The 25875-nt window shown below is 71.6% G+C and carries 25 protein-coding genes, 2 tRNA genes and 1 riboswitch; of the genes, 13 read left to right on the top strand and 14 right to left on the bottom strand.

The window, feature by feature from the left end; genetic code table 11:
• Nucleotides 1–650: 650 nt before the first annotated feature.
• From ACIBJC_RS27225 to ACIBJC_RS27210, 4 genes are all read left to right on the top strand, one after another.
• Entirely contained in the window at nt 651–2153 is a 1503-nt protein-coding gene (locus ACIBJC_RS27225; RefSeq protein ID WP_399296750.1) for a sporulation protein, read from the top strand.
• Nucleotides 2154–2251: 98 nt separating this feature from the next.
• On the top strand, nt 2252–3499 hold the full coding sequence (gene lhgO, locus ACIBJC_RS27220; protein WP_399296748.1) for an L-2-hydroxyglutarate oxidase: 1248 nt from the start codon (nt 2252–2254) through the stop codon (nt 3497–3499).
• Between the two features lie 138 nt (nt 3500–3637).
• Nucleotides 3638–4366 (top strand): tRNA (guanosine(46)-N7)-methyltransferase TrmB, encoded by a 729-nt coding sequence (gene trmB / locus ACIBJC_RS27215; RefSeq protein WP_399296824.1) that lies wholly within the window; start codon nt 3638–3640, stop codon nt 4364–4366.
• Nucleotides 4367–4427: 61 nt separating this feature from the next.
• Nucleotides 4428–5771 (top strand): PrsW family intramembrane metalloprotease, encoded by a 1344-nt coding sequence (locus tag ACIBJC_RS27210; protein WP_399296746.1) that lies wholly within the window; start codon nt 4428–4430, stop codon nt 5769–5771.
• A 58-nt stretch (nt 5772–5829) separates the two neighbouring features.
• On the opposite strand, the gene ACIBJC_RS27205 is transcribed toward ACIBJC_RS27210, so the two are convergent.
• From ACIBJC_RS27205 to ACIBJC_RS27180, 6 genes are all read right to left on the bottom strand, one after another.
• Nucleotides 5830–6774: an aldo/keto reductase gene (locus ACIBJC_RS27205; protein WP_399296744.1), complete on the bottom strand. Its 945-nt coding sequence runs from the start codon at nt 6772–6774 to the stop codon at nt 5830–5832.
• A gap of 95 nt (nt 6775–6869) precedes the next feature.
• On the bottom strand, nt 6870–7919 hold the full coding sequence (locus tag ACIBJC_RS27200; protein WP_399296742.1) for a M23 family metallopeptidase: 1050 nt from the start codon (nt 7917–7919) through the stop codon (nt 6870–6872).
• An 11-nt stretch (nt 7920–7930) separates the two neighbouring features.
• Nucleotides 7931–8085, bottom strand: a riboswitch (cyclic di-AMP (ydaO/yuaA leader).
• A 335-nt stretch (nt 8086–8420) separates the two neighbouring features.
• Nucleotides 8421–9500 carry a PP2C family protein-serine/threonine phosphatase gene (locus tag ACIBJC_RS27195; protein ID WP_399296822.1) on the bottom strand — a complete coding sequence of 360 codons (1080 nt, stop codon included), beginning with the start codon at nt 9498–9500 and terminating at the stop codon, nt 8421–8423.
• Between the two features lie 406 nt (nt 9501–9906).
• Nucleotides 9907–10653, bottom strand: a complete 747-nt coding sequence (locus tag ACIBJC_RS27190) for a MerR family transcriptional regulator (protein WP_399296740.1) — start codon at nt 10651–10653, stop codon at nt 9907–9909.
• 116 nt (nt 10654–10769) lie between these two features.
• Nucleotides 10770–10843: transfer RNA gene (locus ACIBJC_RS27185), tRNA-Met, on the bottom strand.
• Nucleotides 10844–10916: 73 nt separating this feature from the next.
• Nucleotides 10917–11111 carry a hypothetical protein gene (locus ACIBJC_RS27180; RefSeq protein ID WP_329827596.1) on the bottom strand — a complete coding sequence of 65 codons (195 nt, stop codon included), beginning with the start codon at nt 11109–11111 and terminating at the stop codon, nt 10917–10919.
• Between the two features lie 65 nt (nt 11112–11176).
• Here ACIBJC_RS27180 and ACIBJC_RS27175 point away from each other — a divergent pair, with 65 nt between their 5' ends.
• Nucleotides 11177–11815, top strand: coding sequence for an HAD family hydrolase (locus tag ACIBJC_RS27175; protein ID WP_399296820.1), 639 nt, complete (start codon nt 11177–11179; stop codon nt 11813–11815).
• 69 nt (nt 11816–11884) lie between these two features.
• On the opposite strand, the gene ACIBJC_RS27170 is transcribed toward ACIBJC_RS27175, so the two are convergent.
• Nucleotides 11885–12100 carry a hypothetical protein gene (locus ACIBJC_RS27170; protein ID WP_329827595.1) on the bottom strand — a complete coding sequence of 72 codons (216 nt, stop codon included), beginning with the start codon at nt 12098–12100 and terminating at the stop codon, nt 11885–11887.
• Nucleotides 12101–12178: 78 nt separating this feature from the next.
• On the bottom strand, nt 12179–13594 hold the full coding sequence (locus ACIBJC_RS27165; protein WP_399296738.1) for an aspartate aminotransferase family protein: 1416 nt from the start codon (nt 13592–13594) through the stop codon (nt 12179–12181).
• 225 nt (nt 13595–13819) lie between these two features.
• Here ACIBJC_RS27165 and ACIBJC_RS27160 point away from each other — a divergent pair, with 225 nt between their 5' ends.
• Nucleotides 13820–14590, top strand: a complete 771-nt coding sequence (locus ACIBJC_RS27160) for an SDR family oxidoreductase (protein WP_399296736.1) — start codon at nt 13820–13822, stop codon at nt 14588–14590.
• Here the strand turns inward: ACIBJC_RS27160 and ACIBJC_RS27155 are convergent.
• The 3 genes from ACIBJC_RS27155 to bla all read right to left on the bottom strand — a co-directional run bounded on the left by ACIBJC_RS27155 (nt 14519) and on the right by bla (nt 17343).
• Nucleotides 14519–15181: a DUF6309 family protein gene (locus tag ACIBJC_RS27155; RefSeq protein WP_399296734.1), complete on the bottom strand. Its 663-nt coding sequence runs from the start codon at nt 15179–15181 to the stop codon at nt 14519–14521. The two genes, ACIBJC_RS27160 and ACIBJC_RS27155, sit on opposite strands and share 72 nt — an antisense overlap.
• 77 nt (nt 15182–15258) lie before the next feature.
• Nucleotides 15259–16065 carry a phytanoyl-CoA dioxygenase family protein gene (locus tag ACIBJC_RS27150; RefSeq protein WP_399296732.1) on the bottom strand — a complete coding sequence of 269 codons (807 nt, stop codon included), beginning with the start codon at nt 16063–16065 and terminating at the stop codon, nt 15259–15261.
• Nucleotides 16066–16353: 288 nt separating this feature from the next.
• Nucleotides 16354–17343, bottom strand: coding sequence for a class A beta-lactamase (gene bla / locus ACIBJC_RS27145; RefSeq protein WP_399296730.1), 990 nt, complete (start codon nt 17341–17343; stop codon nt 16354–16356).
• Nucleotides 17344–17501: 158 nt separating this feature from the next.
• On the opposite strand from bla, the gene ACIBJC_RS27140 reads away from it, so the two are divergent.
• On the top strand, nt 17502–18410 hold the full coding sequence (locus ACIBJC_RS27140) for a LysR family transcriptional regulator (RefSeq protein WP_399296728.1): 909 nt from the start codon (nt 17502–17504) through the stop codon (nt 18408–18410).
• Nucleotides 18400–19302: a serine hydrolase gene (locus tag ACIBJC_RS27135; protein WP_399296726.1), complete on the top strand. Its 903-nt coding sequence runs from the start codon at nt 18400–18402 to the stop codon at nt 19300–19302. Before ACIBJC_RS27140 ends, ACIBJC_RS27135 begins: the two co-directional genes overlap by 11 nt.
• Before the next feature lie 21 nt (nt 19303–19323).
• Here the strand turns inward: ACIBJC_RS27135 and ACIBJC_RS27130 are convergent, their stop codons facing one another.
• Entirely contained in the window at nt 19324–19638 is a 315-nt protein-coding gene (locus ACIBJC_RS27130) for a hypothetical protein (RefSeq protein WP_399296724.1), read from the bottom strand.
• 136 nt (nt 19639–19774) lie between these two features.
• Between ACIBJC_RS27130 and ACIBJC_RS27125 the strand changes: the two genes are divergently transcribed.
• From ACIBJC_RS27125 to ACIBJC_RS27105, 5 genes are all read left to right on the top strand, one after another.
• On the top strand, nt 19775–20992 hold the full coding sequence (locus ACIBJC_RS27125) for a helix-turn-helix domain-containing protein (RefSeq protein WP_399296722.1): 1218 nt from the start codon (nt 19775–19777) through the stop codon (nt 20990–20992).
• 151 nt (nt 20993–21143) lie between these two features.
• Nucleotides 21144–21560, top strand: a complete 417-nt coding sequence (locus ACIBJC_RS27120; RefSeq protein ID WP_399296720.1) for a hypothetical protein — start codon at nt 21144–21146, stop codon at nt 21558–21560.
• Nucleotides 21557–21775, top strand: a complete 219-nt coding sequence (locus ACIBJC_RS27115; protein WP_399296718.1) for a hypothetical protein — start codon at nt 21557–21559, stop codon at nt 21773–21775. The genes ACIBJC_RS27120 and ACIBJC_RS27115 overlap by 4 nt, the downstream gene beginning before the upstream one ends.
• 100 nt (nt 21776–21875) lie before the next feature.
• Nucleotides 21876–22160, top strand: coding sequence for a hypothetical protein (locus ACIBJC_RS27110; protein WP_399296716.1), 285 nt, complete (start codon nt 21876–21878; stop codon nt 22158–22160).
• 585 nt (nt 22161–22745) lie between these two features.
• Complete coding sequence (locus ACIBJC_RS27105; protein WP_399296715.1) at nt 22746–23150, top strand: hypothetical protein; 405 nt, start codon at nt 22746–22748, stop codon at nt 23148–23150.
• Between the two features lie 64 nt (nt 23151–23214).
• Here the strand turns inward: ACIBJC_RS27105 and ACIBJC_RS27100 are convergent.
• Both ACIBJC_RS27100 and ACIBJC_RS27095 read right to left on the bottom strand, forming a co-directional pair.
• Nucleotides 23215–23290: transfer RNA gene (locus tag ACIBJC_RS27100), tRNA-Lys, on the bottom strand.
• A 181-nt stretch (nt 23291–23471) separates the two neighbouring features.
• Entirely contained in the window at nt 23472–25691 is a 2220-nt protein-coding gene (locus tag ACIBJC_RS27095; RefSeq protein ID WP_399296713.1) for a DEAD/DEAH box helicase, read from the bottom strand.
• Nucleotides 25692–25875: the final 184 nt, after the last annotated feature.

Below are 25875 nucleotides of genomic sequence, written 5' to 3'. Positions count from 1 at the left end.
CGGGCCCGGACCGGGGCCCCCTGGAACCAGGATCGTGCGGTCCCGGGTCCATGATCCCGCGTCGAAGCTCAAGCTGAGAAGCTCGAACCGAAGCCGTTCGGGACCATGCTGCCATGACAACGGCGCACGGGAGGGCCTACGGAAGCGTGCGCGCGAAGGGGAATGCGCCCCTGGCATTGGCCATGTGGCGGAGAAACGGCGCTCCTCCGACCGACAACCGATGGGCAGCATTCAGCCAATCTCCGAACACGGCGCGGCGCGCCGGGCGGACCCCGTCCGGGCTCCGGCGCCGGCGAACGTTCGGTCCGGGAGGCGGGATTCGCCTCCCGGACCGGTCCACCGCCCGCGGGGATTGGGGCGGCGGTATCCCCCAGCCCACTCGTTCCAGTACGCAGTGGGCCGACCCACGCAGGTCTCATGGAAGCGCTCCCGCTCCCGCGGGGCCAAGAGCGCACGGCCGGGCGCACGCTACACACCCGGAGCACGGCGCGCCTCTCCGGGGCCTCCTCGGCGGCCCCGGGACGGACAACAATCCCGCCATCCGGAAGTCCGGCCCTTAACGGTAGGGATGTGGCGAACTACGCTGGGTTTACGAATGCCGCGTGCCTATGCCGCAGAGCGGCGGCCGTCTGCGTGTCGAGGGGTGGCGCATGTCCAGGGACCTACGCGGGCCGAACGAGAAGCTCGGCACCGTTCTCGCCCTCGCGGGAATCAGCAACGCCGGCCTCGCCCGGCGGGTCAACGACCTCGGGGCGCAGCGCGGTCTGACACTTCGCTACGACAAGACCTCCGTGGCGCGATGGGTGTCCAAGGGGATGGTTCCGCAGGGTGCGGCGCCCCATCTCATCGCCGCAGCCATCGGAGCCAAACTGGGACGTCCTGTCCCGCTCCACGAGATAGGGCTCGCGGACGCGGACCCGGCCCCCGAGGTCGGGCTCGCCTTCCCGCGCGACGTCGGGGAGGCGGTGCGCACGGCGACGGAGCTGTACCGGCTGGACCTCGCGGGCCGGCGCGCGGGCAGCGGGGGCATCTGGCAGTCGCTGGCCGGATCTTTCGCAGTGAGCGCTTACGCGACGCCCGCTTCCCGGTGGCTGATAACCCCCGCCGACTCCTCGGTCGCCCGTGATCCGGCGGTCGCGGAGGCGGCGCAGGGAGCGCACGGCGGGGGCGGGCACCTCACGCAGGGAGCCTCCGACGCGACCGGGACCGCCGGGGCTCCGGGCGAGCTGTCCCCGCTGCGTGTGGGCCACAGCGACGTCGCCAAGCTGCGCGAGGCCGCGTCCGACGCCCGCCGCTGGGACTCCAAGTACGGGGGCGGGGACTGGCGTTCGTCGATGGTCCCCGAGTGTCTGCGGGTCGACGCGGCGCCGCTGCTCCTCGGGGCGTACAGCGACGAGGTCGGCCGGGGGCTCTTCGGCGCCACGGCCGAACTGACCAGGCTGGCCGGGTGGATGGCCTTCGACACCGGTCAGCAGGAGGCGGCGCAGCGCTACTACATCCAGGCGCTGCGGCTGGCGCGCGCGGCGGCCGACGTACCGCTGGGCGGCTATGTCCTGGCGTCCATGTCGCTCCAGGCGACGTACCGGGGCTTCGCCGACGAGGGCGTCGATCTCGCCCAGGCGGCGCTGGAGCGCAACCGGGGGCTGGCCACGGCCCGCACGATGAGCTTCTTCCGGCTGGTGGAGGCGCGCGCCCACGCGAAGGCGGGCGACGCGGTCGCGGCCGGGGCGTCGCTGAAGGCCGCGGAGGGGTGGCTGGAGCGCTCCCGGGACGGTGACGCGGATCCGGGGTGGCTGGGTTTCTACTCGTACGACCGGTTCGCGGCCGACGCCGCCGAGTGCTACCGCGACCTGAAGGCACCACGCCAGGTACGGCAGTTCACGGAGCAGGCGCTCTCCCGGCCGACGGAGGAGTTCGTACGCTCGCACGGCCTGCGGCTGGTGGTGAGCGCGGTCGCGGAGCTGGAGTCGGGCAATCTGGACGCGGCATGCGCGGCCGGTACGCGGGCGGTGGAGGTGGCGGGGCGGATCTCGTCGGCCCGTACGACCGAGTACGTACGGGATCTGCTGCACCGGCTGGAGCCGTACGGGGACGAGCCGCGGGTGGCCGAGCTGCGCGAGCGGGCCAGGCCGTTGCTGGTGGCGCCCGCGTAGGACCGCCTGGCCGGTCCCGGTGCATCGGTGTCCGCGTGCGGGTTTAAGCACGCCGCCCCCGGGCCAGTGCACTATCGGGGTGGGAGGTGACGCGCGCGATGGGCACACGCGTGGGGTTCGACTGCGAGGTACTGGTGATCGGCGGCGGGATCGTCGGCCTGTCGACGGCGTACGCGATCACGCGCGCGGCCCCCGGCACCCGCGTCGTCGTGCTGGAGAAGGAGCCGGGACCGGCGCGCCACCAGACGGGCCACAACAGCGGAGTGATCCACAGCGGGGTCTACTACCGCCCTGGCTCGCTCAAGGCGCGGTACGCGGTGCGCGGCTCCGCCGAGATGGTCAAGTTCTGCGCGGAGTACGGCATCCCCCACCGGGTCACGGGCAAGCTGATCGTCGCCACCCGCCGCGACGAACTGCCCCGGCTGCACGCCCTGGTCCAGCGCGGCCGGGAGAACGGCCTGCCGGTACGGGAGCTGGGCCCGGCGCAGATCATGGAGTACGAGCCGCAGGTGCGCGGCGTCGCGGCCATCCAGGTCGGCACGACGGGCGTCTGCGACTTCGCGGCGGTCGCCCGGCAGCTCGCCGTCTCCGCGGAGGGCGCGGGCGCGTCCGTACGGTACGGATCCGAGGTCACCGCCATCGACCGGCGCCCCTGGGGCGTCGCGGTCCGCACCGCGTCCGGGGCGGTGGTCAGGGCGCGGGCCCTGGTCAACTGCGCGGGGCTGCACTGCGACCGGGTGGCCCGGCTCGCGGGCGACGAGCCGGGGATGCGGATCGTGCCGTTCCGGGGCGAGTACTACGAGCTGGCCAGGCCGGAGCTGGTCCGGGGACTGGTCTATCCGGTGCCGGACCCGGCGTTCCCGTTCCTCGGGGTGCATCTGACCCGCTCCGTCGACGGCAGCGTCCACGTCGGCCCGAACGCGGTCCCGGCGCTGGCCCGCGAGGGGTACACCTGGACCGCCGTACGCCCGGCCGAGCTGGCCGCGACGCTCGCCTGGCCCGGGGCGTGGCGCACGGCGCGCGACCACTGGCGGTACGGCGCGGGCGAGCTGCGCCGCTCCCTCTCGAAGCGGGCCTTCGCGACGGCCGTACGGCGGCTGCTCCCCGCGGTCAGGGACGCCGACCTGCGCCCGGCGGCGGCGGGCGTACGGGCCCAGGCGGTCCTGCGGGACGGCACCCTGGCGGACGACTTCCTGATCCGGCGGGCGGGCCGCACGGTCCACGTCCTGAACGCGCCGTCACCGGCGGCGACCGCGTCGCTGCCCATCGGCCGTGAGGTGGCGCGGAGGGCGCTCGCGGTGCTGGCGGAGGAGCGGGGACCAGGGGCGGTCCGCCGGGTTCCGTAGAATTGGGGCAGCACGGCCGGCTCCCGGCCGTACCGCACCCCCACCCCGCCCCCGCCACCAGCCCGGATTGCCGAGATGACCGAGAACCCCACAGCGAGCCGCAGCGCGGGCCCCACGGTGAGCCGTCCCGCGAGCCGGATGTTCCCGGACGGCACGGGCCCCGCGGCCGACCCCGCCGGGTCGCACTTCGAGCGGCGCATCCGCAGCTTCCAGCCGCGCCGCAGCCGGGTGACCACCGGGCAGGCCGACGCGCTGCGGCGGCTCTGGCCCGCCTGGGGCCTGGACATCGACGGTCAGCGGGTGCTCGACCCCGGCGCGCTCTTCGACGGGCTGCCGGTCGTCCTGGAGATCGGCTTCGGGATGGGCGAGGCGACGGCGCGGATGGCCGCCGACGACCCCGGCACCGGCATCCTCGCCGTCGACGTGCACACCCCGGGCCAGGGCAATCTGCTCCGGCTCGCCGAGGAGAACGGGCTGACCAACGTACGGGTGGCCAACGGCGACGCGATCATCCTGCTCCGCGAGATGCTGCCCGCCGCGTCGCTCGACGGGGTACGCGTCTACTTCCCGGACCCCTGGCCCAAGAAGCGGCACCACAAGCGCCGGCTGATCCAGCCGGAGTTCCTGGACCTGGCCGCGGCCCGGCTGAAGCCCGGGGCCGTACTGCACTGCGCGACCGACTGGGAGCCGTACGCCGAGCAGATGCTCGCCGAGCTGACGGCCCATCCGGACTTCGGCAACACGGCGCCGGACGGCGGCTACGCGCCACGGCCCGCATTCCGGCCGCTGACCCGGTTCGAGGGCCAGGGACTCGACAAGGGACACGTGGTGCACGACCTGCTGTTCCGCCGTACCGACAACGGTTAGGCCACCCTGAGATCACCCGGGGTGATCGCCGGGTGTCAGTGCCCCTCGTTAGGGTCATGGGGTGTCAGAACCGTCCCCGCAGCGCCTCGACCCGCATCCGGCCATCCCCGTCTACGAGCAGCAGGAGCAGCTCGGCGACCTGTGGAGCGCCGTGCCCGAGCCCGCCCGCAGGCGCTACCGGCCGACGCGCGCGTTCTGGCGCAACAGGGCGGTCAGGGCCGGGGCGTTGGTCACGGTGCTCGCGCTCTGCGCGCTGGTGATCCTCGCGCTCGTCCGGGAGCAGACCGGGCCCCAGGGCTTCCTGGTGGGCCTCGGGCTCGCCGTGCTGCCCGTACCGCTGCTGGCCGCGGCCTTCCGCTGGCTGGACCGGGTCGAGCCGGGCCCGTGGACGAATCTGCTGTTCGCCTTCGCCTGGGGCGCCTTCGCGGCGGCGCTCGTCGCGATCCTCGCGAACTCCTTCGCGACGGAGTGGATAGCCACCGCCACCGCGGACCCGGCCGGCGCGGAGTCCCTGGGCGCCACGGTGATAGCGCCGGTCGTCGAGGAGAGCGCGAAGGCCACGGCGATCCTGCTGATCTTCCTCTTCCGCCGGAGGAGCTTCACGGGGCTGGTCGACGGCGTGGTGATCGCGGGCTTCAGCGCCACCGGCTTCGCGTTCACGGAGAACATCCTCTATCTGGGCAACGCCTTCGGCGAGGACCAGAGCCAGGGGCACTCCGGGCTGAACTCGGTCACGGCGGCGACCTTCTTCGTACGCGTCGTGATGTCGCCGTTCGCCCACCCGCTCTTCACGGCGGCGACGGGTATCGGCTTCGGCCTGGCGGCCGTGGCGGCCCGGCGCCAGAAGGTGCGCCGGGTGGTCTTCCCGCTGCTCGGGCTGGTCCTCGCGATGGGCATGCACGCCCTGTGGAACGGGTCGGCGGCGCTGTTCGGGCCCTTCGGCTTCTACGCCGTGTACGGGGCGATCATGGTGCCGGTCTTCGGGCTGCTGACCTGGCTGGCGATCTGGAGCCGCCAGCGCGAGCTGCGCACCCTCGCGGCCGAGCTGCCCGCGTACGCCGCCGCGGGCTGGCTGGCCCCGGCCGCGCCCCTCGCGCTCTCCTCGATGCGGGCACGCACCATGGCGCGGGGGTTCGCGAGCCGCAGCCACGGGCGCGCGGCGGCGCGGGTGGTCGGGGAGTACGAGGCGTTCGCGACGGCCCTGGCGTTCCTGCGCCACCGGGCCGGGCGTGACCCGGTCGGCCCGGACTTCGTGGAGCGCGAGCAGGAACTGCTGCACCACCTGTGGGAGCGCAAGGAGATAGCGGGGCCCGCGCTGACCTATGCGGCGCGGGCCACGGGCCGGGTACGGGTGCCGCCGCCGTACATCGACTACGACGGCTACAACCCGTACCGCCAGTACTGATCGTCCGTCCCGAGGTGACCTCCGTCAGACGGAGGCGGCGGTCACGCGGTGCCGGGTATCAGGCGGAGGCGGCGGTCAGCTCCGCCAGCTCCTCCTCCGTCAGCTCCAGCTCCGCGACCGCGAGCAGCGCCGGAAGCTGCTCGGGCGCCCGCGCGGAGGCGAGGGGCGCGACGACGGTCGGCTGCGCCGCCAGCCAGGCGAGCGCGACGGTGGCGACCTCGGCGCCGTGCGCCTCGGCGATCCGGTCCAGCGCGGCGAGCACCTTCACACCGCGCTCGGACTCCAGGTACTTGCCCGCACCCTCGGCGCGGGCGCTCTCCACCTGGGTGCCGGGTCGGTACTTGCCGGTCAGGAAGCCGGAGGCGAGGGCGAAGTACGGCACGACGGAGAGGCCGTGTCGGGCCGCGGTGTCCCGCAGGGGGCCCTCGTACGTGTCGCGCGAGACCAGGTTGTAGTGCGGCTGGAGCGCGACATACCGGGCAAGACCCTCGCGCTCCGCGAAGGTGATCGAGGCGTCCAGCCGTTCCGCGCTGAGGTTGGAGGCGGCGACGGCGCGGACCTTGCCCTCCTTGACGAGCTGGTCGAGCGTGGTGACGATCTCCTCGACCGGGACGTCCGGGTCGTCGAAGTGCGTGTAGTACAGGTCGATGTAATCGGTCCCGAGCCGGCGCAGCGACTCCTCGGCCCCGGCCTTGATCGTGGCGGGCTTCAGCCCCTTGAACTCCGGGTGCGCGCCCACCTTCGTCGCGACGAGCACGTCGGAGCGGTTGCCGCGCGCGGCGAGCCACTCGCCGAGGACGGTCTCGGACTCACCGCCGGCATGGCCCGGCACCCAGGACGAGTAGGTGTCGGCGGTGTCCACGAAGTTGCCGCCCGCGGCGGCGTACGCGTCGAGGACGGCGAAGGAGGCCGTACGGTCGGCGGTCCAGCCGAAGACGTTGCCGCCGAGGGCGAGGGGGAAGACCTTGAGGTCGGAGGAGCCGAGTGTGCGCAAAGTCGTCATACCTCACTACAACTCCCCCAGGGAGCGCCCTATTCCGTTTCAGGGCACTCCCGTTGCCCTCAGGGCCTGGGAGTTGACCTCAGGGCCTCAGGGCCTCAGGGGTTGATGCCCTTGCCGTTCAGCCAGGCCATCGGGTCGATGCCCGTACCGCCGGAGGTGTGGACCTCCAGGTGGAGGTGCGGCCCGGTCACGTTGCCGGTCGCGCCGACCCGGCCGATGACCTCACCGGTGGAGACCTTCTGCCCGGCGCTGACGGAGAGCGAGGACTGGTGCGCGTACCAGACCTCCGTGCCGTCATCCAGCTCCAGGACCGTGCGGTAGCCGTACGAGCCCGACCAGCCGGCCGACTTGACGGTGCCGCTGTGCACGGCCTTGATCGGGGTGCCCGTGGGCGCCGCGAAGTCCAGGCCGGTGTGGTAGCCGGAGGACCAGAGGGAGCCGGACTGACCGAAGGAGGAGGTGAGGGTGTACGAGGAGGTGGGGAGGGAGTAGCTGGCCGCCAGCTTGGCGAGACGTTCCTTCTCGGCCTTGGCCTTGGCCTCCGCCTCGGCCTTCTTCTTGGCCGCCTCGATCTTCTTCTCGGCGTCGGTCTGGCGCGCCTTGGCCTGGGCCGCGGCCTTCTCGGCCGCCGCGTCCTGCACCGCCGCCTTCTGCGTGGCGTCGGCCTCGGTCTGCTGCCGCTCGGCCTGCTGGAGGATGCGGGCGCGCAGCGCCTCGCCGGCGTCGGTGGCGCCCTGTTCGGTGTCCGAGATCGTCAGCCCGGCGGTGGTCAGCGGCTCACTGGCCAGCACGTCGGACTCGGAGTCCGAGTCGTCCGAGCCGAGATAGGCCATCCCCGGCAGGGACTTGGCGTCCGGAAGGTTGTCCGCGATGGCATCGGGCAGGGATATGGAGACCGCGGGCTTGTCCTGCGCGGTGGCGATGCCGCCCGCGCCGACAGCGGCGATGACGCCGACGCCGAGGACGGTGGAGCTGCGGGCGAGTCCGTTGCGCTGTCTGGCGACGCGGTGCTTGCCGCGTACGGGACGGACGGACTCCTCGGTGGGGTTCCACTCCCCCCAGGTGCCGGGCGCCTCGTTCTCACCGCCGCTGCCGAAGGAGTGGGGTTCGAAGGTCGCCGTGGGGGCAGACTGGTTGGACGCCACTGAGGCGTGCTCCTTTCCTTCCTTCTCGCCTACCGGGTTAGCTGACGGGTTCGGAGCAGGAAGGTCTCCTACGGGTGTCCCCTGCCGCGCACGGCGGCAAGTAACTCCCGATTCACCCCAATGGGTGGTTCCCCGGTTCCCTCGCGGGATTCGGCGCACGCGCACGGTGCCATCTCTGACGACGGCTGGGACGACCGCGCTGCGTTATCGAACGTTAATAGAGACCAGGGCGTTATTCCAAGCTGTTCCCGGTGATCGTTAACGACTTCGCATCGGACGTACCGGGACACAAGAACGCGCATCAGGGCGAGTTGATCGACGCCAGGAGCATATCCGTCCACCGCACATACTTGACGGTATGTCATTTGTTGTGCGGAGCGGTACGTGTCGAACACGCTTCGTGACCGCCGGTCGTGGTCCGCCCTCACACTTCCCTCACGCAGCCGCGTCGCGGAGGCCGACGCGGAGAGCCTCACGGACCCGCGTCACGACGGACCCGCGTCACGGAACGATCGGCATCGTCCTGCGCCGCTCCGGCTCCCCCTCCGTGGGCCGGCTGACCGCCAGCAGCGCCATGTCGTCCTGGCTGCCGCCGCCCGTGTGCAGCCGTACGTCGTCGATCAGCGCCTGGAGCATCTCGTCGGGCCCCTGGAAGATCCGCCCGTCCAGCCGCTCGCGCGGGACGTAGAAGACCCCCTGGCCGTCGCGCGCCTCGGTGAGCCCGTCCGTGTAGAAGAGCAGCGTCGCGCCGTCGGGGTACGCGGACTGCTCCGCCCGGTCCGGCCACGCGCCCAGCTCGCTCATGCCGAGCGGCAGCGCGGGGTCGCGCGACGCCAGCATCCGTACCGCTCCGTCGTGGCACATCAGCAGCGGCTCGGGATGCCCCCGGTTGACGAGCCGTACGACGTCCTCGCCGTGCGGGATCTCCGCCAGTACGGCCGTGGTGAACCCCTCGAAGACATCGAGCCCGTCCCGCCGCGTCCCCTCGCGCAGGAGCGAGCGCTCCAGCCGCTGTGCGACGCCCTCCAGCGAACTCTCCTGCTCCGCCGCCTCCCGGAACGACCCGATGATCACGGCGACCGCCTCGACCGCCTCCAGCCCCTTCCCCCGTACGTCGCCGACCACCAGCCGCACCCCGTACGGCGTGTCCTGTACGGCGAAGAGGTCCCCGCCGATGAACGCGCCCTCCTGCGCCGCCTCGTACCGCGCCGCGATCCGCAGACCGCCGATCCGCTCCGCCGGTCTGGGCAGCACGGCGCGCTGGGCGGTCTCGGCGATGATGCGGGCGGAGGCCAGCCGTTCGCCGCTGCGTCTGACGACCCCGTTGATGTAGAGCGCGAGGGCGGAGACGACCAGCACCGTCAGCAGCTCGCTGACCGACACCACCGTGGTCAGCGTGCCCGTATGGGCGCGCAGCGCCACCTCGGCGGCGAGCGAGGCCAGGGCCACCAGCAGGGTGCCGAAGAGCGGGTAGAACGGCGCCGCGACCAGCGGGGCGGCGGCGAAGAGCGGCGACGAGGTCACCCGCGCCGGGGTCACCAGATCCAGGATCACCCCGCCGATGATCACCAGCGCGGGCAGGAACCGGACGACCCGGCGCCCGGCGAGGCGCCGCCCGTACCCGTACGGTCCGTGCGGCGCCCGGCCGAGATCCCTGGCGGGGTCGCGCCGGTGGTCGCGCCCGTTCGTACCGGTGGCCCAGAAACCCGCACCGTCGGCACCCCAGAACCCGGCGCCGTCGGCGTCCTGCCTGGTCCTGCCGCCGAGGCGTTCTCCGATTCTCCTGAGCTTCCCCACCAGTCGTCTCCTGCCCGATCCGCCGACGGCTGCGGACGGTACCGCGCTCCACCCAGGCTGGCCGCTGCCGCGCCGGGCAGCGACCCGCCGTCGGCCGACTGGGCTACGGAGAACCGGTACCACCGGCAGGAGACCGGTACTGCCGGACAGGAGACCGGTGCTGGACTGCGGAGAACCGATGTGGAAACGCTCAGTCGGTCAGGTGGCGCTCGGCGTACACCTTCATGGCGTCCCGCACGAGCACAGCCGTACCTTCACCGTACTGGTCATACGTCGCGGTGAAACGTGGATCATCGACGTACATGGCCGTCACCCCGATGACATAAGACCTGGTGGGCTCCATGGTCACCGACAGCCAGTCGCAGTGACGCCGGGCGATCGCCTGCGCCTCGTCGCTCGAAGCGCCGTGCCCGGCCGCCGCCGTACGCCCCCAGTCGCGGGCGATCGACTCGTGCTGCTCACCGAACGCCCGGCGCTCCCCCTCGCTCAGCGAGCGCCACCAGCGGTCGCTCTTCTCGTAGGCGGGGCGACCCCACCGCTCGGTTGCCTCCTGCTCGTACCGCGTGTGCGCGAAGCCGTCCAACACTTCTTCCGCCATGAGTTCCTCTCCGTTCCCGGTCTTGTGGAGAGTGGTCCGCACGGACGCGATCAGCCGTCCGATGCGCTCGCGCTCCTGCTCCAGCAGCCCCAGATGGCCACGCAGGGCGGCGGCCGTGTCCTGCCGGCCGTCGAGTACCCGGGCGATCTCCGGCAGCCCGAGCCCCAGCTCCCGCAGCAGCAGGATCCGCTGCAGCCGGACCAGGGCGTCCTGGCCGTAGTACCGGTATCCGTTGGCACCGGTCCTGCTGGGCTCCAGCAGCCCCAGCTCGCCGTAGTGCCGGAGCGTACGGCTCGTCGTACCGGCTTTTTTCGCGATGTCCTGGATCGACCACTCCATGACGTTCACGGTAGAAGTTGACGTTACGTAAAGGTCAAGCCCGGATCGGGGAACGGGACCGAGACATGACGAAGGCCCGGATTCCCTGAGGAATCCGGGCCTTCGTTTTCTTCCAGTAGCGGGGACAGGATTTGAACCTGCGACCTCTGGGTTATGAGCCCAGCGAGCTACCGAGCTGCTCCACCCCGCGCCGTTGAATGCAACTCTACGCCATCCGGAGCACGGTCATGACCACTTACCCGGTGGGGCCCTCGGAAGGGGCGCTACGCGGCCTCGACGACATCGGCCCGTACGGCGGCGGCCCACTCCACCAGCAGCCGCTGGTAGCGCTCCTGCTCGGCCGACGACAGCGCGCTGCCCGCACGCGCCCACAGCGCGCGGATCTCCGCGTTCACCACAGCGGCGGATCTGACCGGGGACGGGGACGCGGACTTCGGGGTGGAAGAAGAAGCGAACATAGGAGCAAGGCTACGGCCAGCCACTGACAATCGGCGGAGCGTATCCCCCTACGCTGGGACCGGTGATCGAAAGCATCGTGTTCGACGTAGGCGAGACCCTCGTGCGCGACGACCGCCACTGGGCCTCCTGGGCCGACTGGCTCGGCATCCCGCGCCACACCATCTCCGCGCTCGTCGGCGCCGCCACCGTCCAGGACAAGGACGACACCGACGCGCTGCGCCTCATCAGACCCGGCATGGACGTCGCCGAGGCGTACCGCGCCAGGGAGGCCGCGGGGCGCGGCCAGCACCTCGACGAGTCCGACCTCTATCCCGACGTACGGCCGGCCCTCGCGGGCCTCAGGAAGCTCGGCGTGCGGGTCGTCCTAGCGGGCAACCAGACCGCCAGGGCCGGCGAGCTGCTGCGCGGCCTGGACCTGCCGGCGGATCTCGTCGCCACCTCGGGCGAGTGGGGCGTCGCCAAGCCGTCCCCGGAGTTCTTCGCGCGGGTGTGCGAGGCGGCGGGGGCGGCGCCCGACAGGACGGTGTACGTGGGCGACCACCCGGCGTACGACCTGTTCCCCGCGAAGGAGGCGGGCCTGCGCACGGCTCATCTGCGGCGCGGGCCGTGGGGGTATCTGTGGGCGGACGACCCGGCCGTGATCAAGGCGGCGGACTGGCGGATCGACGGCCTGACGCAGCTCGCCGCGCTCGTCGCGGACTGATCACGCACGGATCATGCACGGAGGGCCCGCCGGGCGGGCCCTCCGGCCCAGCGGCCGGGCGGCGGGCCCTCACACCACCACGCTGTACTCGTGCGCGGGCCCGCCCTGCCACTCCACCCAGCTCGGGTCGTCGAGCAGTTCCCAGGCGTCGGGCAGCCCGGCCAGCCGCAGGAATTCGACCAGGTGGTCGTCGGAATGGGCGAGTCCCATGATCCGCCCGCGGACCGTGACCCGCCGCCCGCCTGTCCCGGACGCCCGGTGGACGACGATCGGTGCATCACTCATACGGCCAAGAGTGCGACGATCCCGCTCCGTCCGCAGCATCTCGGGGGCCTCGATTTCCGCACCGGACTGTAGCGTGCGTCACATCAGCCCCTCCGCTCCCGGTGTCCCCCCTCCCCCCAGCACGGCGAACACCTCGTCGATCGCGGCGCAGGTCCGGTCCGTGTCGTCCTCCGTCACGGCGGCCGACACGAACCAGCAGGCCAGTCCGTGCGCGTTGGTGTGGATGCCGCGGCGCAGCAGTTCGTGGCGGAAGACGTCGTACCGCCGCTGGTCCAGGTGGAGCGTGTCGCGGTAGTTCCGGGTGGGGGCGCCGCCCGGCGAGAACACGACCTGGAACATCGCGCCGACGCCCTGCACCGCGCACGCGACCCGGTGGTCGGTGGCGGCCCTGCGGATGGTCTCCATGATCCGCTGGCCGGTGTCGTCGATCCTCTTGACGACGGCAGGGTCGGCGAGCGCGGTGAGCGTGACGAGGGCGGCGGTCGCGCAGAGCGGTGAGGCGTTGTACGTACCGCCGTGCTTGACGCGGCCGTTGGCGAGCGCGGCCATCACCTCGCGGCGGCCCGCGAAGGCGGCGATGGGCAGCCCGCCGCCGAGGGCCTTGGAGTAGACGGCCAGGTCGGGCACGACGTCGTACAGGGCCTGCGCCCCGCCGGGTCCGGTGCGGAAGCCGGTGCAGACCTCGTCGAAGACGAGGAGGATGCCGCGCGCCGTGCACTCGTCGCGCAGGAAGCGCAGATAGCCGGGGGCGGGCATCGTGCAGGCGTTGTTGGCGACGATGGGTTCGCAGATGACGGCGGCGAGTTCACCGCGGTGGGCGTCGAGTACGGCGACGAGGGCGTCCGGGTCGTTCCAGGGGCAGACGACGACATCGCCGCTGACGCCGGACGGGATGCCCGGGGAGTGCGGCACGGAGTGCGGGGTGTCGTAGGGTCCCGCCGCCGCCTCCGGGGGGCGGTTGGAGATCGCGAGGGTGTCCGTCCACCCGTGGTAGTGGCCCTCGAACTTGAGGATCTTCGACAGCCCGCTGTGGCCGCGCGCGGCCCGTACCGCTCCCTGGACGGCCTCCGAGCCGGAGTTGGCGAAGCGGACGAGATCGGCGCAGGGGACCATCGCGCGGATGAGTTCGGCGAGTTCGACCTCGGGCACGTTGCAGGTGCCGAACATGGTCCCGCCGGCGAGGACACCGGTGAGGGCGTCGGTGAGCGCGGGGGCGGCGTGGCCGAGTACGGCGCTGCCGTAGGCGGCGAGATAGTCGATGTACTCGTTTCCGTCCGCGTCGCGGATGCGGGCCCCGGAGCCGCTGGTGATGTAGAGCGGATACGGGTGCGGCCCGGTGGAGGTGAGCCGGGAGGAGGAACTGATTCCGCCGGCGAGAGATTTCTTGGCGCGCTCGAACAGGGCGCTGCTGTTCGCGGTTCCACCGAGGGCGGGAACGCCTGGAAATCCAGGAACGCCGGAAACAGGTATGCCGGATGGATTCAGCGGGATCATGGTCACTCCTGTCCGGGAATTTGTTCGAAAGATTCAGGGCCGCAACGGCCCCTGCGACCCACGACGACCTCAGCGGTATCGAAGGAAGCGACGAACTCGACACACTCTCGACGAACTCACATTTCACGCTGTCTTGACGAGCATCTCGATCAATCCCCAGACTCGTCGACTCGTCTCCGCCTTCGCCTTCGCGGAGATCCAGAATGCGGCGAAAGGAAGTCGGGCATGACCGAATCCACTGAATTGGCCGAAAAGATCGCGATCGCCGTCGTCACCGGCGCGGGCAGCGGCATCGGCCGCGCCTGTGCGCTGGGACTGCTGGCGGACGGCTGGACGGTGGTACTGACCGGGCGCCGCGAGAACGCGCTGAAGGAGACGGCGGCGCTCGCGGGCCCGGCGGCGGAACGTGCGCTTCCGGTGCCGGCGGACATCACGGACGCGGACGCCGTGACCCGGCTGTTCGACGAGGTGGGCGGGCGGTTCGGACGGCTGGACCTGCTGTTCAACAACGCGGCCGACACCATGCCGTACACCCCGACGGAGGACGTCTCCGCCGAGGACTGGCACCGCGTCATGGACTCCATCGCCACCGGCACCTTCCTCTGCTCGCGGGCCGCGTACCGGATGATGAAGGACCAGACGCCGCGCGGTGGCCGGATCATCAACAACGGCGCCCCCTCCGCCCAGGTCCCGCGACCGGATTCGATCGCTTTCACCGCGGCGAAGCACGCCGTGGCGGGGCTGACGCGCTCGCTGTCGCTGGACGGCCGGCGTCACGACATCTCGTGCGGCCAGATCGACATCGGCAATGTGACCCCGGTGGGCCGGGAGCAGCCGGCGGTCCGGCAGGCGGACGGGACGCTGCGTGTGGAGCCGACGATGGACATCCGTCATGTGGTGGAGATGGTGCTGGTCATGGCGAACCTACCGAGGGGCGTGAACATCCAGTCCGTCGCCGTCCTGCCCAGCGCGATGCCGTACGTGGGACGCGGCTGAGTCCGGGCCGGGGCCAGGCCCTGAGCCTGATCCCGGCGCCGCGCCCGGCCTCGGCTCCGACGCCGCGCCGGCCGGGGCGTGGCTCGCGAGGAACGCCTCGATCCGGGTGCCCGGCGTGAGCCGGCCCGCGCGCTCCCACGCGAGCGCGCGGTGCAGCCCGTCGAGATGGATCAGCCCCTCCCGCACCACCAGCCCCTCGTAGTCGACCCCGGGCACCGCGTGGGTGCTGAGGAAGAGCGGGGTGAAGGGCGCGGTGGCCATCCGTCCGAGCTTGCGGGCGCAGACCGGGTTCGTACGGGCGTACGTGTCGCCCAGCTCCCGTAACCGGAGGACCGCCTCGGCGACGGTCAGACCCGACGCGGGCACGAGTTCGCGCTCGCCGCCCTCGCCCAGGTGCCACGGCAGCACCATCCCGAGCAGATCGTCCCGGTCGAGCAGCACGCGCTGCCACGCCCCCAGCGTGGACTGGGCCTGGCGGATGTGCTCCTCGGCCTCGTCGTTCGTATTGGCCTCGTGGGCGAGCCCGAGCGGATGCGCCCGCGCGAAACGGCGCTGCACGGTCTCGAACGGAACGGCGGCGACCACTCTCATACGACGGACCACACCCCTTCCACCTCTCGCGCCCGTTTCACCTCTCGCGCCCCTCTCCTCTTCGTCCCTCGGACCCATCACGCCTCGGGCCCGGTCGCCTCGTACTCGGTGAAGTGGCGCTCGTCGAACAGATCGGGCCACCGCCCCCGGTCGAGCCCCAGCCCCCGCGCGGTGGCGAGCACATGACGCCAGTACGGCTTGACGGGCGGCCAGCGCGTGCCGGTCTGGCAGTAGGAGGCGTCGATCATGTACCGGGGTCCGCCCGTGGCGCCGGGGGCGGAGCGGCGGGCGTGGAACAGCGCGGAGTGGATCACCACCGTCGACCCGGCGGGCAGGTCGTCGATGACCACCTCGGAGGGCAGCCGCCGGGTGCCGAGATGGGCGCGGGCGGTCTTCTCGGCGATCTCCCGGTGCGACCCGGGCAGCACCGCGAGCCCGCCCATCTCCGGCCGCAGCCCGCCGATGTAGTGCAGCGCGTGCACCATGACCCGCTCCCGGCCGCGCTGCGGGAGCTGCTCGTAGTCGTGATGCCACCCCTTGCCGGGAGCGCCGGGCGCACGCCGGTCGCAGTGCATGTGGTGAAAGACGAACGAGGGGCCCAGCACCCCGGAGAGCAGCGCCATCAGCGGCGGATGCGTGGCCAGTTCGCCATGGGCTTCGAGCTGTATCTCCACCACGTCCGGCGTCCCGTACACCTCGGGCTTCCGGCACGCGTCGATCGACTTCTGCCGCAGACCGGTGTCCACCCAGAGATCCACTTCCCGCTCCAGCGGATCCAGCGAACCGGACGGAAGAAATCCGGGGAGGACGAGATACCCGCGTTCCCCGAATTGCTCCAGCAGGCTCCCGTCGAGTTCCGGTTCCGGGGAAATGTGTTCGCGCATGGTGCGACACCCCTCTCTTCCGCTCTCCATGAATTCCGTCGGCAGCCGGTCGCGGCATATGCGCGGCACGCGTGCGCCGGGGGATCCCAGGTGACTGGAGTGCTCCGGAATTCCCCGGAACAGCGCCCAAAGGTAGCCAATAATTCATCCGGTCAGACCCGGGGCGGAAGACAATGGCCGAAGCGTGCCGTCCTGGCAAGAAATGCGCGAATACCGGAACGCGGCCCGCCCGCGCGTGCGGCCTGCGCGTGCGGCCCGCGGTTCACGGTCCGGGTCCGGGTCCGGGTCCTAGCGGTCCATGGCGTCCGCGACGACGGAGGCGGCCTCGGCGACGAGCGCGTCGTCGTACGCGGCGTCCGGCTCAGCACGGGTCGACAGCACCGCGACGACGATGGGGGCGCCCTGGTCGGGCCACACGACGGCGATGTCGTTACGGGTGCCGTACTCGCCGCCACCGCTCTTGTCGCCCACGGTCCAGTTGTCCGGCATCCCGGCGGCGATGAGGTTCGCGCCCGTCGTGTTCGTCGTCAGCCACTTCGTGAGCTGCGCCTTCTCCCCCTTGCCGAGGACATCGCCCAGCACGAACGAGCGAAGGCTCTTCGCGAGCGCCCGCGGCGTACTGGTGTCGCGCGGGTCCCCGGGAGTGGCCTCGTTCAGGTCAGGCTCGTAGCGGTCCACCTGGGTGACGTCGTCACCGATGCCCTTCAGGGAGGCGCCGAGGCCCGCGGGGCCCCCGATCGTGTCGAAGAGCAGGTTGGCCGCGGTGTTGTCGCTGTAGCGGACGGAGGCGTCGGCGAGTTCGCCGACGGTCATACCGGTGTCGACGTGCTTCTCGGTCACCGGCGAGTGGGGGACCAGGTCGTCCGCGGTGTAGTTGATCCTCTTGTCCAGGCCGGCCAGCTTGTGCTTCTTCAGGACGGCGCCCGCCTGGAGCGCCTTGAACGTGGAGCAGTAGGCGAACCGCTGGTCGGCCTGGAAGGCCAGTTCGCGGTTGGTGCCGGTGTCCAGGGCGTAGACGCCCAGACGCGCGTCGAACTTGCTCTCCAGCTTCTTGAACCGGCTGTCGTAGGAGCCGGATACGGAGCCGCCGGATACGGAGCCACCGGACGCGTCGGAGCCGGACGCGGAGCCGCCGCCCAGGTCGGAGACGGACGCGACGGTACGGGTCCTCTCCTCCCGCGCTCCCGAAGCGCTCTCCGTCCCGCCGCACGCGGTGAGCGGCAGAAGCGTGAGTACGAGGGTGCCGAGGGCAATACGACGAGCGGGAACGTCACGCATGGTTCGAACCTCCGATGACGGCATGGCACAGGGCGCATGGCGCACCGGCCCGCCGTAGTGCGGGCCGGTGATCTGGAAGCATCCTGGCGGCGGAGCGGCTATGCGGTCCAAGACGGAAATGGGCGGTGCGATGCTGTTTCCGCATAGGATGGCGCGTCATGGATCTGGTCAGGGCGTGCCTCGCGTTCGTCCATGTGAGCGAGCGCGGCAGCTTCACGATCGGCGCGGCGGCGGCACGGATGTCCCAGTCGGTCGCCAGCCGCCGCGTCGCCGCGCTGGAGCAGCACCTCGGTGAGGTCCTGCTGGAGCGGAACGGACGCCGGGTCGCGCTCACACCGTTCGGCCAGGACGTCCTCCCGGCGGCGCGGCGCCTCCTGCGGGCGGCCGACACCCTGGAGGACGAGGCGGAGACGGCCAAGGGCAGGCGGCTGCGGCTCGCCGTCCCCGACACCTGCTCGACCGGGCGGCTCGCCCGCCTCGTCGCCGGTGGCCGCCGCGACGGCATCTCCCTCGAACTCTGCCTCGCCGCCCCGTCGCGCCGCGCCGAACTCCTCCACTCCCAGGAGGTACGGGCGGCGCTGATCGCCCTGCCGCCGGCCGAGGCGACCTGGCAGGTGCCCCTCGGACTCGCCGGCGCGGGCGACCCCGGGGTGGAGCGCGTCTACGTGGAGACGCTGCGGCCGGGCCGGACGGACACCGCCCCGTACCGGCGCATCTGGATCCAGCCCGAGGACGACGTCCCGCACATCCGCGACCCCCTGAAGCGGCTCTGCGACGCGGTCGGTCTGCGGCCCTCGCAGCACCTCATGGCGAGCGGGCTCGCCGCCGGCGCGGCGGAGGCGCTGTGCTCGGACGACCTCCTGCTGTGCTCCCGCGCCGAGGCCGCCGAACTCCGCCTCAACTGGCGGCCCCTCGGGGAGGTCGAGCTCGTCCGGGGCTTCACCGTCGTCGCGGACACGGGCGGGGAGTCGGACCGTATCCGGCAGCGGCTCGGCGAACACATCGGCCGCTGCCTCGACGCACGGACCGTAACGGAAACGGAGGACGGCACCCCTCGTGAAGCCTGAACGACTGATCGGCGCGCTCCGGCGGGACCTGCACGACGGCGGCCTGACCGTCTCGCTGCTCGTACGGAACCTGCACACGGGCGAGGAGCTGGGCATCGACCCGGACACGGAGTTCCCCGCCGCCTCCCTCATCAAGGTCCCGCTCGCACTCGCCACCCTCGACCGCATCCGCCGGGGCGAGCTGGACGGGGCGTCCGCCGTCGACGTGGTCCCGGGACAGATGACCGAACGAGGACCCACGGGGCTGAGCCGCTTCCGTCACCCCGCCCGTATCGCCCTCGACGACCTCCTCTACCTCAGCATGGCGGTGAGCGACAACGTCGCGGCCGACGCCCTGTTCGACCTCACCCCGCCGCCCGACGTGGCGGAGATGCTCGGCACCCTCGGGCTGCGCGGCATCTTCGTACGGCACACGATGAACGCCCTCACCGACACCCCCGTCAAGCGCTTCACCGCCGCCGACGTCCACCTGGCCCACGCCTTGGCGATCGACTCCGGTACGGGCGGTCGCGGCCACCGCGTACCGCAGCTCGACGTCACCCGCGCGAACTCCGGCACGGCCCGCGCCTTCGTCGAACTGCTCCAGGCCCTGTGGACACCGTCAGCCGTCCACCCGGAGGTGTCCGCACGCCTGCGCACCCTGATGGGCGACAATCTGATGCGGCAGCGGCTCACCCCGGACTTCAGCTCGGACGCCTCCACCTGGTCGTCCAAGACGGGCACCTTCATGAACCTCCGCCACGAGATCGGCGTCGTGGAGCACGCGGACGGCCAGAGCTTCGCCGTGGCCGTCCTCACCGAATCCCGCGTCCCCGCCAGCACCCAGCCCGGCGCGGACGCCCTCATGGCCCAGGTCGCGCGCCGCCTCCGCGACCACCTGCGCCAGCTCTAGGCCGTACCCCCCGGCCCTCCCTCAACGCCAGTCACCGGTCACCCAGGCCACCATGCGGGGGCGAGGCGTCCCCGAGTCGCACGGGAGGACCGAGGAGGTGTCGACGACCTGGGTGGTGAGGACCCGTTCCACGGCCTGGTACGTCCCGGTGAAGTCACCGGAGAGATCGCCGGGCTCCCGAATCGTGTCCGCGGGCACGGGCCCGGGCTCGACCGTCGCTTCGAAGGACCGGCAGCCCACACCGTCGAGGGGCTGGCCGAGGTACCAGCCGCCGACGAAGACGGCGTACAGGGTCGCGGTGACGCCTAATCGGCGCGGAGTTATCCAGGTGGGCACACCTGGAGTCTTCCACGGCACGGGCGATCACGGTCACCCTCGCAGCGCCTGGGCATCGGCCCGAAACTCCCAGGAGAGCACGGCGCGTTCGTTGTATCGGCGTACCGTGGAAGCTCACCTTCTGGCGGGGGCAGAGATGAGTTCCGCATCGTCAAGCATGGGCGACCGCCTCGCAGAGCTGCGACTTCGGCGGAACATGACCCAGGAGCAACTGGCCGAGCGCGCCGGCCTGTCCATCGACGTGGTGCGAAAGCTGGAACAAGGGCGGCGGAAGACCGCCCGGCTGTCGAGCATCAACGCGCTCGCTCACGCGCTGGACACAGAGCCGAGCTTCCTTGTCGGCCAGCCCACCACCTTTGAGATACGGACGGCCGAGGACAGCGGCCTGCCCTCCGTGCTGGCACTCAGACAAGCCGTCTCCCCCATCGCGGATCTCCTGGGCGGAGACACCGATGCGGAGGATCCGCCGAGCATCGAGGAGCTGCGCGGCTCTCTGGCCTCGACCGAGAACATCCGCCGTGACGGCCGCATGTCGGAGATCGGCCTGCTGCTCCCCCAACTGATCCGGGACGCACGTACTGCGGCTCACGCATACACGGGAAGTGATCGCGCTGCGGCCAACTCCGTTCTCGCCGTGGCGTATCAAGTCGCGGCGACCACCCTCACAGCGCTCGGCAAGGAGGACGCGGCGTTCACCGCCATGGAGCGATCCATCGCCGCGATTCGGCAGTGCGACGATCCGGCGTTGGAGACGTTGACCGCGTCGACCCTCTCGTGGGTGTTCACCAAGCAGGGCCGGTTGGCCGACGCGGAGCACGTAGCACTCGCCCGTGCCGAACAGATCGAACCGTCATTCCGATCCGCTCCGTCGGAGTTGGCGTTGTGGGGCATCCTGCTGCTGCGCGCGGCAACGGCTGCCGCACGGCTGAAGCGGCATGACGCAGTGACAGACCTGCTGCGCATGGCGAAGGGCGCCGCCGAGAGCATGGGCGGGGATCTCCTGGTGTACGCCACTCCCTTCGGGCCCACCAACGCCGCTGTCGCGAGCGTGAACTTCCTGGTGGAGATGGAGAAGAGCGACGAGGCGATCCTCGCCGCCCGTACCGTTCCGGCCCTCGCATCGCTTCCCCCGACGTGGCGGGCCCGCTTCCATGTGGACAGGGCACTCGCCTACGACGATCTCGGCAAGGACCGGGCAGCAACGAATGCCCTGATGAAGGCCGAGGAAGACGCGCCCGAGTGGATGCGGTACCACTCGACCTCGCGGCGACTGGTGGAGGACCTTCGGGACCGAGCACCCCGCCGGGACGCTGTCCTGCTGGGCCTCGCCGACCGACTGGGGCTGATCGGGTAGGGCGCGGTGTCCTACCTGATCGGCAAGCTGGGACGGCCCGGCACTGGGCTGTAACGAGGCAACTCCATAACGTGACCGCACGGGCGGCGTCACCCACCCCCACCGGGCACGGTCGACGCCGCACTCCACGCATCCCGATCTGGAGTCGGCCATGCCCCACGACCTCGCACCGCCACTCGCATTCATCTACGACCGTCACGTCAGCCACCGGGCCCGCGGCCTGCTCGACCTCCGGCTGGAGGGCTGCCAGAACTGGGCGGCGAGCAAGGGCTGGGAGATCGCGGGCCGCTGGGTCGACCTCGGAGACGACGCCCTCAGCGACCTCAACCGCCCCAAGTTCAACGAGCTGACGCTGTTCATGGCGGAAGTGTCGGGCCTGACGCCGGACCGGACCCTGATCTGCCTGCTCCACCACTGGGACCGGCTCACCCGCTACGGCGACCGATCCGGGTACCAGCAACGCGTGGCCCGCGCGGGCGGTTTCACCGCCACCACCTTCGGCGACGACGACCAGGCCGCCCACCTCGCCGCACGCCGCGCCCGGCACGCGGCGCCGAAGAGCGCGTGACCGCCGAACGGCTGGGCGGGCTCGACCACACACTGGGCGACTGCTTCCGCTGCGACCGCACCGGCATCCGGACCACCCGTATCGGCGAAATCGTCAGCCCCGAAGGACAGACCCCGCTCCGCGCGTGCCAGTCCTGCGCGGAGGTCCTGATCGCCATACACCGGCCGGCCCACGAGACGCCCGTCCGCGGGTACGTCACGCAGCACCCCCGTTGACCCCCGCCGTCCTTCTCCACCTGCGCCCCGAAGACCGCCGAGACAGGCGGCGGAGCGGCCGGCATCGGCGCACCTGACCGATATGAGCGTTGGAGGAGCGATGGCACGGACTGAGGAAGAGTGGCTGCACATCGCACGATATGTACGCCACGCGGTGAACAAGGTCGGGCCGGAGACCCTGCCCCTGTGCCTGCCGGGTGAGCCTCACGAGTGCGGGCAGAACGGCTACCAGCACGCCATGCTCCGGGCGGCCGAGCTGAAGGCCGTGGCCCACCACCTGATCGAGGAGGGCGCCGCCACACACGAAGAAGGTGCGCTCTTCGCCGAGCAGGTCTACCAGGGCAGGCTGTCCGCGCTGCGCGAGAAGGCACCGCAGAACGTCTGAGTTCACGACGGGCCCGGCCGCCACCACGGCGGCCGGCGTCCAGGTCGACACGGAACTGTGGCAGCCCGGTCCGGGGGCGGCGGTCGACCGCCGGCACGTCCCGGACGGCGGGGACAACGACTGCAACGCGGAATGCCGATCCGGCCCGAACTGACCACACTGGCCCCTATGGTGCCGATATGAGCCCCTCTGAAAGCCGAATGGCCGCGGTCCGCGAGTGCCAACTCGTCTGGCGCACCATCAGAAGCCGGCGAGCAGGACGCCGCAAGTGCCCCGGCCCCGGGCCGACCGTGATGGCCACCGGTACCGGGCCGGTCGCCATCCCGTGCCTGCGCTGCGGCGCCGGAGCGTAGACCCACCGCACAACGGCCGGGCGCGGCCCCCAACAGGCCCCTTCTCCCGCCCCGGCCGGCACACCCCTTCACCCTTACCGGTGCCGATCGGGGTGCACACTCCCAGGCGCCTCCGGTGGTCCCGTGGCGCGCGGGAGACCACGGCCAGGCAGAACCCGTCAGCCTCAGCCGCATCACGGTGCCTCGCCCCAGCCTGCCGGCCACCCCCGCAAAGGTAAGGAAACAACCACAAATGCGACCCGCACGATTCCAGGACTTCGCCCTGGACCTGATCAAGAACAGCAGTGGCGTAACCCGTGTGCAGACGCTCGCCGGGACCGGCGACACCCAGCACCCTTACGGACTGGCGGTCACGGCCTCGTCCGGTGAGACGCGATGGCAGATCATCGGCCAGCTTGCCGACGGCGAGAAGCACGACGACCCGGACACCCCGGTCGCAAGCGACGTGTTCCAGGCGACATGGCCCGAGCCGCAGCCGGGCGACGACGAGGGCCGGCTCGCGGCCTGTCTCGCGGGGGCCGAGTCCCCCGAGGTCAAGGAGATCGCCCGGTGGTCGACCCGGCCGGACGACGCCACCCAGCACGGTCTGACCGTCCGCTTCCACAACGGGGCGAAGGCGTTCGTCCGGAAGCTCTGACTCCCCTGTAAGGGCCGGACACAGAACAGCCCCAGCTCGGAAAGGCTCCGACCTGGGGCTGAGGTGGTAGGCCGTGTGGGACTCGAACCCACAACCAACGGATTAAAAGTCCGCTGCTCTGCCAATTGAGCTAACGGCCCTCGACACAACACACACGAGCATAGCCCGCCCGGGGGCGTACGCCGATCCGGTATCCCCCCTGCGGGGATGTCGCACGGCGCGGAGAGGGGTGGGGCGCCGGTTGGAGAACGGGCCAGGGCCCGTGCCGGCCACCCTGGGGGTGGGGCGCGGGCCCTGGTGAGGGGTCAGGAGCGGTGGCGGTCAGCCGTTGCGCTTCCAGCGGGGCTTGTCGTCGCGGCGGCCGAAGGAGCCGGTGCCGGTGCCCGTCGTGCCGCCACGGTGGTCGTCGCGGCGGGTGGCCGGGCGGTCGTGGCCGCCGGTGCGGAAGCCGCCCGAGGGGCGGTCGTCGCGGCGGTCGCGGTTGAACGGACGGTCGCTGCCGCCCCGGTGGTCACGGCGCTCGAAGGGACGGGCGCCGCGGTCGTCACGGCGCTCGCCGCCACGGTCGTCACGGCGGTCCGCGCCACGGTCACGGTTGAAGCCGCCCCGCTGCTCGCCGCCGCGCTGCTCGCCGCCGCGCTCGCGGTTGAAGCCGCCGCGGTCGTCACGACGGTCGTCGCGGCGCTGGAAACCGCCACGGTCGCCGCCCCGGTCGTCCTTGCGGTCGTCGCGGCGGAAGCCGCCGCCCGCCGGACGGTCGTCACGGCGCTGGAAGCCACCGCGGTCGCCACGGTCGCCGCCGCGGTCGTCGCGCGGCGTGTAACCGCGCGCGCCGCCCCGGCCGCTGCGCTCGCCCCGGTCGTCCCTGCGGCCGAAGTTGCCGCGGTCGTCGCGCGGCGCCGCCTGCTGCGGTACGGAGGCGGCCTTGGCGGCCTCCTCGACCGCGCGCTCGGCCTCGGCCGTCACCGCGGCGACCGCGGCCTCCGGGTCCTCGCCCCGCTCGCGCGCGGCGCGGGCGACCAGTCGGCCGGCCTCCTCGCGCAGCTCGGTGGCGCGGCGCTGGGCGCGCTCCAACTGCTTGGTCAGGTCGGCGGCCTCGCGCTCGGCCTGCTTGGCCGCGTTGTTCGCGGAGTCCGCCTGGACCTCGGTGAGCGAACGGGCGCCGGTGATCTCGGCGACCTCCGGGTCGAACGCGCCGGCGCCGCCGACCATGTGGCGCGAGGCGTCGACGCCCGCGTCCTCCATCAGCCGGAAGATCTGGCGGCGCTGGTGCGGCAGCGCCAGCGAGACGACGACACCGGACTTGCCGGCGCGCGCCGTACGGCCCGAGCGGTGCAGGTAGTCCTTGTGGTCCCCGGCCGGGTCCACGTTGAGCACCAGGTCGATGCCGTCCACGTGGATACCGCGGGCGGCGACGTCGGTGGCGACGAGGGCGTTGACGAGGCCTTCCTTGAAGTCGGCCAGCGTCCGCGTCCGCGCGCCCTGCGTCATGCCGCCGTGCAGCGCGTCGGCCTTCACGCCCGAGTCGCGGAGCTGCTCGGCGATCCGGTCCGCGCCGAGCTGTGTCCGTACGAAGATGATCGTGCGGCCCTTGCGGGCGGCGATCGCCGCGGTGACCGGGGCCTTGTCCTTGGGCTTCACGACGAGCACGTGGTGCGTCATCGTCGTGACGTTGCCCTGGGCGCTGTCGACCTCGTGGCTGACCGGGTCGGTCAGGTAGCGCTTGACCAGCGAGCTGATCTCGTTCTCCATCGTGGCGGAGAAGAGCATGCGCTGGCCGCCGGCCGGCACCAGGTCGAGCAGCTCGGTGACCTCGGGCATGAAGCCCAGGTCCGACATCTGGTCGGCCTCGTCGAGGATCGCGATCTGGATCTGGTCCAGCGAGCAGGCGCGGCGGTTGATCAGGTCACGCAGCCGGCCCGGGGTGGCGACGAGGACGTCGACACCGCGCTCCAGGGCGTAGATCTGGTTGCTCATCGACGTACCGCCGCAGACGACCTTCATCTTCAGGCCGAGCACGTCGCCGTACGGCTGGAGCGCGTCCGCGACCTGCATCGCCAGCTCGCGGGTCGGGGTGAGGATGACGCCGCGGGGCTTCTTCTTCTCGGTGTGGCCGCCCGCCAGCGTGGCGAGCAGCGGCAGACCGAAGGAGAGGGTCTTGCCGGAGCCGGTACGGCCGCGGCCCAGGATGTCCTTGCCGGCCAGGGCGTCCGGGATGGTCGCGGCCTGGATCGGGAAGGGGGCGGTGACGCCGTTCTGCGCGAGCTTGCGGACGATGCCGTCGGGCAGGCCCAGGTCGCCGAAGGTGAGGCCGGGGGCGACCTTTGACGCCTCGTCGGCTTCGGTCGCCTCGGTCGTCGCGTCGGCCTCGGCCGTCTCGGGGGATTCAGCGGCCTCGGGGGCCTGGGTGGCCTCGACCGTCTCAGCAGCCTCGGGAGCCTCGGGAGCCTCGGTGATCTCCGCCACATCGGCGGTCACAACGGCCTCTACGGCCTCGGCGTTCTCGGGCATGACGGTGTGGTCAGTACTGGAAATGGACATGCGAAATGCGAAACCTTCCGGAGTCTCGGCACGCGCCCAAACTCCGTGAGATTCGCAAATCGACCGCCTCAATGCGGTCAGCCACGGCAAGGGAGAGTACGCGCCACGCGGCGCTCTTCTGTGTCGGCGCCGGGCAATGATCAAACGATCTACTACCATACGCACCCGTCCCCCACTTAGGCAA

It is taken from the genome of Streptomyces sp. NPDC050509, assembly GCF_044457965.1.
Classification (GTDB): domain Bacteria; phylum Actinomycetota; class Actinomycetes; order Streptomycetales; family Streptomycetaceae; genus Streptomyces.
The sequence above is the reverse complement of the archived record's forward strand: the minus strand, read 5'-3'. Positions and strand labels throughout refer to the sequence as shown.